The 15,386-nt window shown below is 73.9% G+C and carries 14 protein-coding genes; all 14 read right to left on the bottom strand.

Annotated elements, in window-relative coordinates; translation table 11 throughout:
- Positions 1-102 precede the first annotated feature (102 nt).
- Positions 103-882, bottom strand: a complete 780-nt coding sequence (locus F7P10_RS38815; RefSeq protein ID WP_151016997.1) for a FadR/GntR family transcriptional regulator — start codon at positions 880-882, stop codon at positions 103-105.
- A gap of 105 nt (positions 883-987) precedes the next feature.
- A complete protein-coding gene (locus tag F7P10_RS38810; protein WP_151016996.1) occupies positions 988-2,445 on the bottom strand; it encodes a cytochrome P450 in 1,458 nt (485 codons plus the stop codon).
- Positions 2,446-2,771: 326 nt separating this feature from the next.
- Positions 2,772-3,632, bottom strand: coding sequence for an NAD(P)-dependent oxidoreductase (locus F7P10_RS38805; protein WP_218040268.1), 861 nt, complete (start codon positions 3,630-3,632; stop codon positions 2,772-2,774).
- Complete coding sequence (locus F7P10_RS38800; RefSeq protein WP_218040267.1) at positions 3,629-4,858, bottom strand: CaiB/BaiF CoA-transferase family protein; 1,230 nt, start codon at positions 4,856-4,858, stop codon at positions 3,629-3,631. The genes F7P10_RS38805 and F7P10_RS38800 overlap by 4 nt, the downstream gene beginning before the upstream one ends.
- Before the next feature lie 65 nt (positions 4,859-4,923).
- Positions 4,924-6,165, bottom strand: coding sequence for an acyl-CoA dehydrogenase family protein (locus F7P10_RS38795; protein WP_151016995.1), 1,242 nt, complete (start codon positions 6,163-6,165; stop codon positions 4,924-4,926).
- Positions 6,166-6,200: 35 nt separating this feature from the next.
- Positions 6,201-7,328, bottom strand: coding sequence for an acyl-CoA dehydrogenase family protein (locus F7P10_RS38790; protein WP_151016994.1), 1,128 nt, complete (start codon positions 7,326-7,328; stop codon positions 6,201-6,203).
- 138 nt (positions 7,329-7,466) lie between these two features.
- A complete protein-coding gene (locus F7P10_RS38785; RefSeq protein WP_151016993.1) occupies positions 7,467-8,372 on the bottom strand; it encodes an LLM class flavin-dependent oxidoreductase in 906 nt (301 codons plus the stop codon).
- Positions 8,373-8,420: 48 nt separating this feature from the next.
- Positions 8,421-9,362 carry an ABC transporter permease gene (locus F7P10_RS38780; protein WP_151016992.1) on the bottom strand — a complete coding sequence of 314 codons (942 nt, stop codon included), beginning with the start codon at positions 9,360-9,362 and terminating at the stop codon, positions 8,421-8,423.
- Positions 9,359-10,285 (bottom strand): ABC transporter permease, encoded by a 927-nt coding sequence (locus tag F7P10_RS38775; RefSeq protein ID WP_151016991.1) that lies wholly within the window; start codon positions 10,283-10,285, stop codon positions 9,359-9,361. The genes F7P10_RS38780 and F7P10_RS38775 overlap by 4 nt, the downstream gene beginning before the upstream one ends.
- Positions 10,282-10,554 (bottom strand): hypothetical protein, encoded by a 273-nt coding sequence (locus F7P10_RS38770; RefSeq protein ID WP_218040266.1) that lies wholly within the window; start codon positions 10,552-10,554, stop codon positions 10,282-10,284. The genes F7P10_RS38775 and F7P10_RS38770 overlap by 4 nt, the downstream gene beginning before the upstream one ends.
- Complete coding sequence (locus tag F7P10_RS38765) at positions 10,551-11,582, bottom strand: ABC transporter ATP-binding protein (RefSeq protein ID WP_151016989.1); 1,032 nt, start codon at positions 11,580-11,582, stop codon at positions 10,551-10,553. Before F7P10_RS38765 ends, F7P10_RS38770 begins: the two co-directional genes overlap by 4 nt.
- Complete coding sequence (locus F7P10_RS38760; RefSeq protein ID WP_151016988.1) at positions 11,579-12,664, bottom strand: ABC transporter ATP-binding protein; 1,086 nt, start codon at positions 12,662-12,664, stop codon at positions 11,579-11,581. The genes F7P10_RS38765 and F7P10_RS38760 overlap by 4 nt, the downstream gene beginning before the upstream one ends.
- Positions 12,661-13,785, bottom strand: a complete 1,125-nt coding sequence (locus F7P10_RS38755; protein ID WP_151016987.1) for a class I SAM-dependent methyltransferase — start codon at positions 13,783-13,785, stop codon at positions 12,661-12,663. Before F7P10_RS38755 ends, F7P10_RS38760 begins: the two co-directional genes overlap by 4 nt.
- Position 13,786: 1 nt before the next feature.
- Positions 13,787-15,337, bottom strand: coding sequence for an ABC transporter substrate-binding protein (locus F7P10_RS38750; protein ID WP_151016986.1), 1,551 nt, complete (start codon positions 15,335-15,337; stop codon positions 13,787-13,789).
- Positions 15,338-15,386: the final 49 nt, after the last annotated feature.

Here is a 15,386-nt window from a genome sequence, read left to right as displayed (position 1 = left end):
CACACCACGGTCGCTGCGGCGGGCTTCCCCGAGCACGGCCCTCGGCCCGCTCGCCGACCCCGCCTGAACCATCCCACGCCGACCGGCCGGTTCGTCTTTCGATCACATCGCGCCGCCCGCCGGGTAATGGTGCTCCACCTCCACGACGGTCGTGCCCGTGTGGCCGAGGATCAGCCGCTTCACTCCCTGCATGTACGCCCGCCAGTGGCGCTCGGCGCCGTCCGCGTCGCCCTCCTCCAGCAGCGCGATGAGCCGCTCCTGCGCCCGGAGGCCGCGGCGGCGGGCCGACGGCGAGCCCACGGCCCGCCCGCCGTCGCCGACGGCGGTGACCGTGCGGAACAGCAGCTCGGTGATCATCTCGGCCACGATGCTCAGGGTCCGGTTTCCGGCCAGCGCCACCAGCCGCTCGTGGAACACGGCACTGGCCAGGTGGAACCGCTCCGGGTCGTCGAGGCACGCGCGCTGCCGCGCCACCAGCGGGCGCAGCTCGGCCGCCGCGGACGCGTGGCCGGGGCTCGCCGCCACCACCCGGGCCGCCAGCGGCTCGAGCTGCGCGCGGGCCTCGAACACGTCGGCGAGCGGGACCCCGTCGGCCTGCAGGACGTGCGCGGCCGTCCGGGCCGCCATCCGCTCGTGCGGCTCGTGCACGACGACGCCGCCCCGGACCCCGCGCACGACCGTGACGAGCCCCTCGGCCTCGAGGATGCGCAGCGCCTCGCGCAGCGACGGCCGCGACACCCCGAACCGCTCGACCAGCTCGGCCTCGCGGCCGAGCGCGTCGCCCTCGCCCAGCTCGCCCGACGCGATCAGGACGCGCAGCTCGTCGGCGATCCGGTGCGGCTTCTCGCGGATCCGGTCCCCGTTCCGCCTGCCGTCCGCCACGTATCCTCCATCCGGCCCGCTGCCCGCCCCGATGGTACCGAGCCGCGGGCGGGCCGCCGTGCCGGACGGGGCGGCCGGCGGCCGCACCGGTTCACCCCGTCGCGTTCACCCATCGAGGTCCGCTCGTGACCTGCGGGCGGTGACGGGTTCGGCGAGGCGCTGCTCGTCACAGACGCGCTGCATCCGCGCGATGGTCTCGTCGAGCCCGGCGCCCCGACGCTCGCCGGGGGTGAAGGTCGCGGGCAGGTGCTTCATCCCGTTGATGACGCCGGTGGAGTCGTAGTGGACGGCGCCGCCCGCGACGCACGCGAAGTCGGGCATGCGGTCCAGCACCGCGGTCAGCATGATCTTGAAGACGACCCGCGCGAGGTTCGATCCGATGCACCGGTGGATGCCGAGCCCGAAGCTGTTATGCCGGTTGCCGGTGCGGTCGAGACGGACCGTGTGCGGCTCCTCGAAGACGTTCCCGTCGCGGTTGGCCATCGCCCACGACAGCCAGAGCCGGTCGCCCTCCTTGAACTCGGTGCCGTTGACCGTGCAGTCCTGGGAGACCGTCCGCCCGTCGCCCTGGGCGGGGGTGAAGAACCGCAGGAACTCCTCGGTGGCGCTGTGCAGCAGCGCGTCCCGTTCGCGGCTCAGCCGCTCCCGCTCGCCGGGGTTGTGCGACAGCCATTCCAGCGCGTGCGCCGTCAGCGCCGTCGTGGTGTCGAACCCGCCCCCGATGAGCAGCATCAGGACGCCCAGGACCTCCATGTCGTCCGGCCGCTCACCGCCGATCTCGACGGTGAGCAGCTCGTTCACCAGACCGGGACGGGGCTGCGCTTTGATGTCGGTGACGGTCTCCATCATGTGCATGCCCATGCGCCACTGGAGGTCCCGCACCCGCGGATAGTCGGGCGAGTCCACCGGTGTGTAGACCCCGGCGTGGACGGGCTCGCAGTACACCGCCCAGTCCTCCAGCGGCATGCCGAGCAGCGCCATGGTGATGACCGCGGGCACGACGTTGGCGAGGTCGTCGACGAAGTCGATGCGCCCGGACTCGATCCGCTCGTCCAGGCAGGCCCGGGTCAGCTCCTCGATCACCGGCTTCCAGCGCGCGATCGCGGCGGGCGACAGGTAGGGGTTGAGCGCCTGCCGGTACTCGCGCTGCTCCGGCGGGTCCATCTCCAGGAACCCGCCGCGGAAGCGGCGCTCGCCGCCCGGCGGCGGGATGCTGATGCCCTGGTAGCCGCGCCTGGTCCCGGCGATGTCGTTGTCGTTGGACAGCAGGTCGGCCCGGCGTGCGAGGTCGAACAGCTCCTGGCCGCCGCTGGCGAACCAGTAGCCGCCGTGGGTGTCGTTCCAGGCGACCGGGCACTTCGCGTGGAACTCGGTCGCGAGTTCCTCGAACTCGAGGCGGTAGCGCGGCGAATGCCGGTCCAGGCTGATGACGTGCCTGTCGCGGCCGGCGGCACCGTGCTCTTCCGCGTCCGTCTCCTGCGGGCCTGTCGGCCCGTGGTGGGTCGGCCCGTGGTGGGTCGGCTCGTGGTGGGTCGGTTCGTGGTGGGTCTCTTCCTTGCTCATGGCTGCCTTCTCCAGGGGGTGGGGCGTCATGACGGTGGGACCGCGCGCCGGTGGCGGTCAGCGGGCGGCGGGGAACGAGATGGTTTGACCTCGAGGAAGTCCAGGTCGAAGTAGCCGATCGCCGCCTCGCCGCGCCGCGCCCACGGCCCGTTCCATGTCCGCGATCCCCGCATCGGGGACCGCGCCGATCACCTCCTCGGTCGCGGGGTTCACGTTCCCGAAGGTGCGACCGCCGGCGGCGGCCATCAGCTCACCACCGATGAGCATCCGTTCATCGAGACCGGCCACTGCGAACCTCCTGGTCGAGAGGGGTGGGCACGGAAGGGTCAGCGGGGACGTCCCATCGATCTCAGTGCGGCGTCGGCGGCGGCGAGGACGGCGGACGGCTCGGCGCCGGCCCCGGCGGCGGGTTCGGCCAGGTCGGCGACGAGGCCGACGTCCTTGTGCAGCAGCGCGCCGGCGAGCTCGCCCATCGCGCGCAGCGTGAAGTCCGGCCGCCCCACGACGCTCGCCCCGAAGCTGTTGCCGGAGCCCTTGGCGAGGACGGTCGCGAGCCGCTCGGGGTCGACGTCCATCCGCCGGGCCAGCGCGTAGGCGCTCTCCGCGACACCGAGGTGGGCCGTGAACAGCAGGTTGTTGAGGAGCTTCGCGCGCTGGCCGGCGCCGACCGGCCCCAGGTGCACCACCGGGTCGCCGAAGGTCTCCAGGACGGGCCGGGCCCGTTCGGCGGTCTCCGCGTCGCCGCCGACCATGACGAGCAGGCGGCCCTCCGCGGCCGCCGGGCCGCCCCCGCTCACCGGGGCGTCCAGCAGCGCGACGCCCCGCCCGGCCGCCTGCCCGGCGAGGTCGCCGCAGGTGTCCGGGTGCACGGTGCTGTGCACCGCGATGACGGTCCCGGGGCGCATGCCCGCGAGCAGCCCGTCCGGTCCGGCGACGACCTCCCGGACCCCGGCGTCGTCCACCACGCAGACGCACGCGAGGTCGCTGGCGGCGCCCACCTCGGCGGCCGAGGCGGCCGTGACCGCCGCGGTGCCGGCGAAGGGTTCCAGGGTGGCGGGGCGCCGCGCCCACAGCGTGGTGGGGACGCCCGCGTCGACGATCCGGCGGGCCATCGGCGCGCCCTGGCTTCCGAGCCCGACGAAACCGGCCCGCAGGGATCCGCCCGGGGTTGTCGCGTCCTCGCTCATGTCACCGCTCCCGCGATCTTGAGGTCGATGAGTTCGTCGGCACCGATGCCGAGTTCGGCGCAGATCTCGTCGGTGTGCTCGGCGAACAGCGGCCCGCGGCTCAGCCGCGGCGCCTCCCGGTCGAACTGGACGGGACTGGCCACGAGCTCGCGCGGCACGCCCTCGGCGTCGACCACCTCGGCGATCTGGCCGATCGCCCGCAGCGACGGGTCGTTGCCCAGCTCGTAGGTGTTCTGGGCCACCGCCCACTGGCCCTCCATGCCCGCGAACGCCTCGACCCACTCGTCCTTGGTCCGGCCCGCGATGGCCGCGGCGATGATCTGCGCCGCCTCGGCGGCGTTGGCCATCAGTTTCTCCGCGCCGTCGAACCGCTCGTCGGCGGCCAGCTCGGGACGGCCGATCCGCGCGGCGAACTCCGGCCAGTACCGGCCCGGCTGCAGCATCGACAGCGACAGCCACCGGCCGTCGGACGTCTCGTACAGGCCGGTCAGCGGGTTGCTCGCCCGCGACTCCAGCGGGGACCGCTTCGGCAGCGGCCCGCCCGCCAGCAGCGCCAGGTTCACGTTCATCTGGGTGGCCCACGCGCCCACGCCGAGCAGCGAGATGTCCACCGTCGGGGCGACCCCGGTCCGCGAGCGGGCGAACAGCGCCGCCGCGATCCCGCCCGCGATCGTCATGCCACCGATGTTGTCGCCGTAGGCGCCGACCGGCTGCTGGGTCAGGTGGCCCGCACCGGGCGGGGTGGCGGAGTCGCCGCTGGCGCCACGCGCCCAGTAGGCGGTGCTGTCGTACCCGCCCTTGTCCGCCTCCGGGCCGCTGTGCGCGAAGCCGGTGCCGACGGCGTAGATGATGTCCGGGTTGACGGCCCGGACGTCGTCGAGGTCGATGCCCAGCCTCGTCCTGGCGCCCGGCAGGAAGTTGGTGAGGAACACGTCGCTCGAGCGGATCAGCTCGTGCAGGACCCGCTCCGCCCCCGGCTTCTCCAGCGCCAGCCCGATGCTGCGCTTGCCGCGGTTCGGGCCGTCCATCATCGGGGAGAACGTCGAGCCCTCCGACCCGACGTTCTGGCTGAACACCTTGACGATCCCGCGCTGCGCGTCGCCCCGCTCCGCGTGCTCGACCTTGATCACGTCGGCGCCCCAGTCCGCGAGGACGGCGCCGGCGGACGGCACGTACGTGAACTGGGCGACCTCGAGGACGCGGACGCCCTCCATCGGTTCGATCACGGCTCGGTACCTCGGCTTCCTGGCCCGCCGGAGGCGCGCGACCGGCGGTGCCCGCGTGCGGTCGGTCAGCGGCCGCGCCTGACCTGCTTGAAGGGGACGTCGTGGTCGGGTGCGGGTTCGCGGGGCATGCCCAGCATCCGCTCGCTGATGACGTTGCGGGCCATCTCGGTGCTGCCGCCGCCGAGGCTGGCGCTCTGCCGCATGAGGTAGCCGATCGCGGCCCGGCCGCCCGCGCCCGGCTCGGCGCCGGTGCCGGTCGCGGCGTTCGCGCCCGCGATCGCCAGCGCGAGGTCGTCGCTGAGCTGGGCGCCCTCGGCGTGCAGGAGCCGCAGCAGGGACGCCGCCGCCGGCGGCAGCACGCCCGTGCCGATCGCGCGCGACACCCGGTCGGTGGTCGCCTGCTCCACCGCCCGCGCGGCCAGGTACTCCCCCGCCATCTCGCGGATCCGCGGATCGGCCGACCCGCCGGACGCGCGCAGGACCTCCAGCGGCGTCACCTTCGGCACGGTGCGGGGGTGCCCCCGGCCGCTGACGTAGGGGGACCCGCCGCCCACGGCGTTGCGTTCGTGGAACATCTGCCGGGACGCCACCGCCCAGCCGCCGTTCACCTCGCCGACGACCGCCGACGCCGGCAGCCGCACGTCGTCGAAGAACTCCTCGCAGAACTCCCGGACCCCGTTGACCATCCGGATCCGGTTCATCGTCACGCCGGGCGCGCGGGTGTGGACCAGGAACATCGTCAGCCCCCGGTGCTTGGGCACGTCCCAGTCGGTGCGGGCCAGGCACAGGCCCCAGTCCGCCGCGTACGCCGACGTGCTCCAGGTCTTCGCGCCGTTGAGGACCCAGCCGTCCCCGTCACGCTCGGCCCGGGTCGTCACCCCGGCCAGGTCGGACCCGCCGCGGGGTTCGGACAGGAACTGGCACAGCACCTCCTCGCCCCGGACCGCCGCCCCGATCCGCTCCCGCTTCTGCTCCTCGCTGCCCTCGTCGAGCAGGGTCGCGGCGCAGATCGCGAACGTCGGGACGTTGAGCACCAGCGGCATCTCGTAGCCGTCGCTCTCCTCGGTGAACGCCTGCTGGTGGGCGCGCGTCAGCCCGAGCCCGCCGTACTCGCGCGGAAAGCAGATCCCGGCGAAGCCGCCCGCGTGCAGCATGCGCTGCAGCTCGCGCGCCCGCTCCCAGTCGGCGGTGTCGTCGTCGGTCATCGGCGGCGGGTCCTCGTCCGCCCGGCGCGGCATGCTCTCCGCCAGCCACGCCCGTGCCCGCAGCCGGAACGACTCGACGCTCTCGATCGTGCTCTCGGTCATCTCGCGCCGCCTTCGGTCGGGTCAGCTTTCGGGTGTCAGAGGGAAGCGAGGTCGGCCAGCCGGAGCCGGTGGTCCCGCGGCGTCCCGTACAGCGCCTGGTCGAGCACGGCCCGGCGCAGCAGCAGGTGCAGGTCGTGCTCCCAGGTCACGCCGATGCCGCCGTGGAGCTGCACGCAGTCCTGCAGGACGACCGGGGCGCGGTCCCCCACGTACGACTTGGCCGCGCTGACGAGCTCGGCGGCGTCCGGGGCCCGGTCCTGCACGGCGGCCGCCGCGCCCTGGGTGACGCCGTGGCAGGCCTCCAGCCAGGTGCGCATGTCGGCGAACCGGTGCTTGAGCGCCTGGTAGGACGCGAGCGGACGGCCGAAGGAGTACCGGTCGAACGCCCACTGCGTCGTCATCGCGAACGCGCGGTCCAGGACGGCGCACAGTTCGGCGCACTGCACGACGACGGCGATCTGGAGCTGCCGCTCGATGATCCGCTCGTCGCCGGGCGCGCCCACCAGCGCGTCCCCGGTGACCTCGACGCCCGCGAAGCGGACCTCGCCGAACGACCGCGTCAGGTCCAGCGACCACTGCGGGGCGACCGACACGCCCGCCGCCGACGCCGGCACCAGGAACTGCGCGACGCCCTCGCCGGTCCCGGCGGTGACGAGCAACAGGTCGGCCGCTCCGGCGTCCTCGACCCGGTCCTTGACGCCGTCGAGCACGAACCCGCCCGGCGCCGGTGTCGCGGTCAGCCCGGGGGCCGCGGGCGCCCACTCCCGCCCCGGCTCGTACACCGCCCAGCTCGCCACGGACTCGCCCGCCACCAGCGCCTCGATCTCGCCCGTGTGGTCGGGGCCGGCGCCGTGCGCCTCGACCAGCCCGGCGAGCACGACGTTGACCGGCAGCAGCGGCCCCGGGGCGAGCCCGGCGCCCAGCTCCTCCGCCAGCAGGGCCAGGTCGCGCACGCCCGCCCCGGATACGCTGCCGCCGCCGAGGTCCTCGGGGACGATGCTCGCGGCCCAGCCGAGCTCCGCGCCCTTGCGCCACCACTCCCGGCTCCAGCGCGGGTCGCCGTCCTCCAGGGCGCGGACGCGGTCGAGCGAGTGCTCCCTGTCGAGCAGGCCCCTCGCCGACTTCTGGAACAGCTTCTGATCCGGCGAGAGCTCCAGCTCCATGGAGGCTTCCTCTCATCTCGCGGCGCGAGCGCCGGACTGTGCGCGGGCGGGTTCGGCGGGGGCGTGGAACGTGGTCGACATGCCGTCCGATCAGGGCTTCCTTCACTGAACACGACCCTAAAAGACGTGTCAATATATCTAGATATTTAACTTCACCTCGGCGAGGACGGCGGCGAACCGGCGCAGGGTCTCGGCGGGCGCGAAGTCGGCGAACCACACGTAGAACCGGTCGACGCCGTCGGCGTGCAGCCCGGAGAAGTGGGCCGCGAGCTCCGGCGCGGTGCCGATGACCAGCCCGTCGCCCATCGCCGCCCCGAAGCGGCGCCGCGCGGTGGCCGTGACCTCCGCGCGGTCGCGCTCGTCCGGCACCGGCGCGACCATCGTCTGGACGGAGACGCGCGCCCCGCCGGCCCGGTCGCGCAGTTCCGCCCGCCGGTCGAGCCGATTGACCGGGACGTTCCACCAGTCGGCGTGGGCGCGGACGAGTTCGAGGGTCCGCGGCCCGGTGCCGCCGATCGTGATCGGGATCCGGCGCGCGGGCACCGGCCGCTGGCGGGCGCCGGTGAGGGTGAAGTGCTCGCCCCGGTGGTCGACCGTCTCGCCCGCCCACAGCGCCCGCATGATCTCCAGCGACTCGGCGAGCCGCGCGACCCGGTCGCGGGCCGCGCGGGGGCCGACGCCGAAGGTCTCCAGTTCATCTGGGGTCGAGCCCCAGCCGATGCCCAGCTCGAACCGGCCGCCGGAGGCGCTGTCGAGCGTGGCGGCCTGGCGGGCGAGGACGGCCGGGTGGCGGAACCCGTCGCACAGCACCAGGTGCCCGACGGTCAGCGTCGTCGTGCGCGCGAGCACCCAGCCCGCGATCGTCATCGCCTCCAGCATGTCGTGCTCGCCGGCCATCGGCGGGGCGAGATGGTCCATGAAGGCGATGCCCTCGAAACCCGCGGCCTCCGCGGCCAGGGCGCGCTCGACGATCGCGTCCGCCGTCATCCTCAGTTGCGGGAGGAAGAGGTGGAACTCCGGAGCCGTGCTCGCTGCGCTACCCATGACAGAATCATATTCTCGCCAAACGGGAACGCGCTTTGCAAGACCCGTTCACCAGAGTTCGGGATCGTGCTTCGTCCGGACGGACGGGTTGAAGGCGTCCCGCAGCGCGTCGCCGAGCAGGTTGAACGCGACCACGATCGCCATGATCGCCAGGCCCGGGGCCACCGTCGCCCACCAGGCGAGCTGGAGCGTGTCGCGGGAGTCGGCCAGCATGCTGCCCAGCGAGAACTGCGGCGGCTGCGCGCCGAGGGACAGCAGGCTGAGCGCGCTCTCCACCAGGACGAGGACGCCCGCGCTCGTCGACCACAGGATGATCACCGGGCCGAGGACGCTCGGCGCGATGTGCCGCAGCATGATCGCCGGGGTGCGGGTGCCCATGGTGCGGGCGGCGGTGACGAACTCCGTCCTCCTGACCCGCGCGACCGAGTCGGCGATCGTCCGGGCGTAGTTCACCCAGCCCCAGACGGCCAGAATGATCATCATCTTGGTGATGCCCGGGCCGACGACGGCCGCCAGCGCGACGCCGACCGCGACGAAGGGGATCGCGAACTGGACGTCGGCGAGGCGCATCAGCACCATCCCGACCGTGTTCTCGTAGTAGCCCGCGACGAGGCCGAGCAGCAGCCCGAACACGGCGGAGGCCGTGGCGGTGAGCACCCCGACGAGCAGGCTGAGCCGCAGCCCGTACATCAGCCGGCTGAGGACGTCGCGGCCCAGCGGGTCCGTGCCGAGCGGGTGCGCCCAGGACGGGGCGCGGCTCGCCTCCTGCAGGTTCTGGGCGGCCGGGTCGGCCGGTGCCAGCAGCGGCGCGAACACCGCCACGAAGACCAGCAGGGCGAGCAGGACGATCGCGAAGCGCCCGGTGGCGTCCCCCCAGACGCGCCGCGCCGTCTCGGCGGCCCGCGAATCGCCCCGCGGGCCGCCGCGCGCGCCGCGTCCGGGCCGGACCCCGGTGCCGGGTCCCTTGCGGATGGTCGGGTGCACGCTCATGTCGCCGCCTTCGTGCGCAGCCGGGGGTCCACCAGCCGGACGATCACGTCCACGCCGATGTTGACCAGGGTGATCAGCATCGCCATGCAGAACACGCTGGCCTGCACGAGCGGGAAGTCCTGATTGGTCACGCCGCGGACCAGCAGCGCGCCGAGCCCCTCGTAACCGAGGATCGGCTCCAGCACGAGCAGCGCGCTGAACAGGAACGAGAACTCGATGCCGAGCCACGCCAGCATCGGAGGCAGCGCCCCGGGGAGGGCGTGCCCCAGCAGGATCCGCCACGGGGCGACGCCCTTGGAGCGGGCCGTCAGCACGTAGCCCTCGCCGAACGAGTCGAGCAGCTGCCCGCGCGCCATCCGCGCGCTCGTCGACATCGCGGTGACGGTCAGGACGGTCACGGGGACGACGAGGCTGGCGTACCCGGTGCTGCCCGTCGCGGGCAGCCAGCCGAGCCGCACGGCGAACAGCAGGACGAGCAGCAGGGCCAGCCAGAAGTACGGGACGCTGCCCGTGACGAACGTGACGGCCATGATCAGCCGCCCGCTGGGCCGGCTCGGCCGCAGCGCCGCCACGACCCCGACGCCGAACGACAGCAGGACGGCCAGCACGATCGACGGCACGACGATCCACAGGCTCAGGCCGATCCGCTCGAACACCATCTGCGCGGCGGGCCGGCCGAACGCGAACGACTCCCCGAAGTCGAGGGTGAACGCCCCGCGCAGCGCGTCGGCGTACTGCGTGATCATCGGCGCGTCGAGCCCGAGCCGCTCGCGGGTCGCCGCGACCACCTCGTCGGACGCCTCCGGCGGCGACAGCAGCGCGGCCGGGTCGCCCGCGAGCCTGGACAGCGCGAACAGGAACGTCGACACCCCGCAAGCCACCAGGACCACCAGGAGCAGCCGCCGGACGATGTAGCCGATCACCGGGCGGCCACCGACTCCATGAGCCGCTCCAGGAACCGGGCCCGGTCCGCGGCGAGGCGCTCGCGGAGCTCGGGACCCGGCCGGTGCAGCTCGAGGTCCTCGCGGGTGATCTCGCCGCGCTCGTCCAGCAGTTCCTCCAGGACGGCGAAGCGGTCGCGCAGCACCCACACCTCGGAGGCGACCTCCATCAGTGCGTTGAACAGCCCGTCGAGGGGCACGGCGCCGTCCAGGTAGACCGGACGGTCGGCGGCGAATCCGGGCACGGTCAACCGCCTTTCTGTGAGAGGGCCGGGGCGACCAGCGGCGGCGCCGCCGGCGCGTGGACGTGGACGTCGGCGCCGCCGACACCGAGCTCGCCGGGGAAGTGGCAGGCCGCGCGGCGTCCGGGCGCGATCTCCGCCAGCGGCGGGGCCTCGGTGGCGCAGCGGTCCCGCGCGATCGGGCAGCGGGTCCGGAACACGCAGCCCGAGGGCCGGTCGATCGGCGACGGGATCTCCCCCGCCGGGACGATCCGGTGCTCGGTGTCCCGGCGCATCGACACCAGCGTCGCCGAGTACGGGTGGGCCGGTTCGGCGAACACCCGCGCGGTGTCGCCGACCTCCATCAGCCGTCCCAGGTACATGACGGCGACGCGATGGCTGAGATGCCGGACGAGCCCGAGGTCGTGCGTGATGAACAGGTACGACAGCCCGAGGTCGCGCTGCAGGTCCTGCAGCAGGTTGACGACCTGCGCCTGGACGGAGACGTCCAGCGAGGCGGTCGGCTCGTCCGCGACGATCAGGGACGGGTCGAGCATCAGCGCCCGCGCGATGCCGACCCGCTGGCGCTGCCCGCCGGACAGCTCGTGCGGGTACCGGCCCGCGAACGCCGGGTCGAGCCCGACGCGTTCCATCATCGCGGTCGCGGCCGCCCGGCGGGACGCGCCGTCCCCGACCCGGTGCGAGCGCAGCGGCTCGGCCACGGCGTCCCCGATCCGCTGGTACGGGTTCAGCGAGGTCGAGGAGCTCTGGAAGACCATCGCCATCCGCCGCCGGACCCGGCGGCGCAGCTCGGCTCCGCGCGCCCGGGTGATGTCGGCGCCCTCGAACTCGATCGTCCCGGCGGTGGGCCGCTCCAGGCGGATCAGCATCCGCGCGAACGTCGACTTCCCGCTGCCGGACTCGCCGACCAGGCCGAGCGTCTCGCCGCGCCCGACCGCCAGGGACACCCCGTCCACGGCGCGCAGCGTCCGGCCGCCCGGCACGCGGTAGTCCTTCACGAGCCCGGTGACCCGGGCCACGCTCTCCTCGGCGGTCACCGGCGCTCCCCCATCGGGTCGGATTCGTAGCCCTCCGCCCGGATGCACGCCACCACGCGTCCGGGCAGGATGCTCCTGGGCTCCGGACGGACGGTCGTGCACGCGTCGTGGACGGCCGGGCAGCGGTCGGCGAACGCGCAGCCGGGCGGTTCCTCCGACGGTGCCGGCGGGCGGCCCGCGATGGCGTGCAGCCGCCCCTCCCCGGCGAGGCCGGGCGCCGCGCGCAGCAGGGCGTAGGTGTAGGGGTGGCGGGGCTCGGCCAGGACGCGCGCGGTCGGCCCCTCCTCCATCACCCGGCCCGCGTACATCACGACGATCCGGCCGGCGATGTCGGCGATCACCTCCAGGTCGTGCGTGGCGATCACGATGGAGATCCCGAGTTCACGGTTGAGGTCGCGCAGCAGTTCCAGGACCTGCGCCTGCGTCGTGACGTCCAGCGCGGTCGTCGGCTCGTCGCAGAACAGCACGTCCGGCCGGGCGACCAGCGCCATCGCGATGACGATCCGCTGCGCCTGCCCCCCGGAGATCTCGTGCGGGTGGCTGCGCATCCGCGCCGCGGCGGCGGGGATGCCGACGCGTTCGAGGGTCCGCTCGGCGAGCCGGCGGGCGTCGGCGGCCGTCAGGTCCGGGTCGGCGGTCCGTGCCGACTCGACGAGCTGCGCGCCGATCCGCTTCATCGGATGCAGCGCCCGCCACGGGTCCTGGAAGATGATCCGGGCCCGGCGCGCCCGCAGCCGCCGCAGCTCGCGCCGGGGCATCCCGAGGACGTCCGCGCCCGCGCACTCGATCGAACCGCTCACCCGGGCCCCGGGCGGCAGCAGCCGCAGCGCCGCCAGGATCGCGGTGGACTTGCCCGAACCGGACTCGCCCGCGACCGCGACGATCTCGCCGCGGCCGACCGTGAACGTCACCCCGCGCAGGATCCGCAGTTCGCCGCGCGCCGCGGGGAGCGACACCGACACGTCCCGCATGCCCAGGGCGGGCCGCTCGGCCGCCTTGACGGTGGCGACGGCCCCGGCGGTGCCGGCGGTGCCGGCGGCCGCGCCCGGGGCGGCCGCGCGGGACCGCGACCCGCCGATCACGACGCCCCGCCTTCCCGAAGGTGCTCCGCGCCGGGCTTGCGGGCGATCGTCACCCACGGGTAGGAGCCGGGTCCGAGCGCCACCTGCCGGACGTCGCCGAACCCGGCGGCCTCCGCCACGGCCACCAGGTCGGCCTGCGCGGCGGGGCGCCACCACGGCTCGTGCCCGTGCTCGGCGTCCCAGTCGTCCAGCCAGGCCTGGTGGGCGCCGCGCCGCCGGTACGGGGCCACGTCGGAGAACACCAGGTCGCCGCCCGGCCGCAGCAGCCGGTGCGCCTCGGCGAACGCCTTCGCGACGGCGTGCGGCGGCATCTCGTGCAGCAGGATGAAGGACGTCACCAGGTCGTGGCCGCCGGCGGGCAGGCCGGTGTCCTCGGCGGGGGCCCGCAGCAGGTCCCAGCGCAGCCCCCGGTCGGCGGCCCGCCGCTGGGCGTAGCGCAGGGACGCGGCCGACAGGTCCACCCCGGTGATCCGCGCGTCCGGGTACCGTTCGGCGAGCTTGAGCGTGTACTGGCCCGTCCCGCAGCCCAGATCGCAGATCGCCCGGTAGCGGTCCCGCGGCGCCGCGCCGGCGACCTTCGCGCGCTGCGCGAAGATGTCGCCGTACGCGGGCACCAGCAGGTGGCGGTAGACGAGCTCGTGGTGGACGAACCCCATGTGCTCGTGGCCGTCCCATCCGCCGCGCGTCCCGTGGAACTCGTACTTCCAGTAGCGCGGGACGGCCGCGTCGCCGCGGTCGGCGATCGCGCCGGGGTCCGGCGCGGCGGCCAGGCCGGTGAGGACGTCGCGCCGCTCGGCGAAGGCGTCCTCGGCGCGCGGCGTGAGCGTCCGCCTGCCCCAGCGCAGTGCGGCGCCGATGACGGCCTGCTCGGGCATGCCGTCCAGTTCCGCCGCCACTTCCGCGCGCAGGCGGGCGATGTCGGCGGCGCCGTCCCGCTCCCATCCGGCGGCCGCCGGGGACGCCTCGACCCGGTCGCGGACGCGGGCGCGCAGCGGCGCCAGCGACGCGCGGGCCGCCGCGAGGAACTCCAGTTCCGCCCGGCCGCGCTGCGCCAGGACGACCGCGGGATTCATGCCGTCCGGCACGGGCGGGCCGGCCGGCGGGTTCGCTGCGGTCGGCACGTCAGCCTCCCTGCTTGGTCACGCCGTCGAGCAGCAGCATCAGGCCGTTGCGGTTGTCGAAGCCGGAGACGCCCGTGCGGTGCCCGCCGACCGTGGGCGCGCCGTAGGTGTACAGGACGTAGGACTCGTCGAGCAGGTGCCGCCCGCAGTCGATCAGCTTCTGCTCGCGCCTGCCCTCGTCCAGCTCGGTGCTCTGCGCCTCCATCAGCGCGTCCCACTCGGCGTCCTTGACGAACGGCTTCTTGGAGGAGGAGACGTGCGCGTACGGGCGGTCGGCGTCGAAGATGCCGGTGTAGGACGCGCCCCGGTAGAAGATGTCGGCGTCGGAGCCGGCGCGGAACGTCTTCACCCAGATCGGCACCTCCACCGCGTTGATCTTCGGGCGGAAGCCCGCCTGCTCGAGCTGGGCGCCGATCGCCTCGTACAGCTTCTTGTAGAGGGACATGCCGAAGATCTCGATCTCGGCGCCCTCCGCACCGGCCGATCTCAGCAGGCTCTTGGCCCCGTCCAGGTCGTACGCGGGGCGGGTGATGTCGGGCGTGTGGCCGAAGACGCCCTTCACCGGGAGCTGCCCGTCCTCCAGCACGCCCGAGCCGTAGGTGATCGTGTCGATCAGCGCCCGCGCGTCGACGGCCTTGATCGCCGCCTGCCGCACGCGGACGTCGTCGAAGGGCGCCTTCGTCGTGTTGAGCTGGAACATGTTCTGGTTGCCGCTGAAGTCGGTGGCCACCGTCAGGTCGTCCCGGTTCGCCAGCGTCTTGATCGATTCGGCGCCGAGGTTCTGCGCCGCGTCGATCTGCCCGGCCTGCAGCGCCGACGCCATCGCGCCCGGGTCGCTGAAGTAGCGCAGCGTGACCTGCGACGACTTCGGCTTGTCGCCCCAGAACCCGTCGAACGCGGTGAACTCGATGCCGCTGTCGACGGCGAAGTTCGTGATCGTGAACGGGCCCGAGCCGACGGGCGCCGCGGCGAACCCGTCCGGCCCCTTCCGCGTCCATTCCTTCTGCGGGACGATGAAGATCTGGCCGACGCGGTTCAGCAGCAGCGGATCCGGCTTCCCGGTCTCGATCTCGACGGTCGTCGCGTCCACCTTGCGGACCTCCTTGATCGTGGAGATCACGGTGGCGAGCGGGTACTGCTCGCGGAGCACCTCGGTGAAGCTGAACACCACGTCGTCGGCCGTGACGGGCGCGCCGTTGTGGAACGTGGCCCCCGACCGGAGCCTGAACCGCCACACGGTGTCGCTCCGGCGCGTCCACTCGCTCGCCAGCCGCGGCGTCGCCTCGGTGGCGCCGCGCAGCCGCCGGACGAGCGCGTCGAACGCGTTGAACTGGAAGGTCGTGTACTGCTCCTGCATCGGGTTCAGCGTGTCGTCGACGACGACCGTGCCGATCGTCAAGCCCTTGCGCGCGCTCCCCGAACCGGATCCCGGGCCTCCGCAGGCGCCGAGCAGGCTGCCGCCCGCCACCGCGCCGCCGAGGGCGATTCCCGCGCGCAGAAAGCTCCGGCGGTCGAGCGCGGGTCCGTTCTTGAACACGGGACTCTGGCCCACTGTCTTGCTCCTTATGATCGTTCGATCGGCCCCCGGCGTGGCGGTGCGA

Source organism: Actinomadura sp. WMMB 499, from assembly GCF_008824145.1.
Classification (GTDB): Bacteria; Actinomycetota; Actinomycetes; order Streptosporangiales; family Streptosporangiaceae; genus Spirillospora.
Note: the sequence above shows the minus strand (reverse complement) of the source record. Positions and strands in the feature narration are given on the sequence as shown.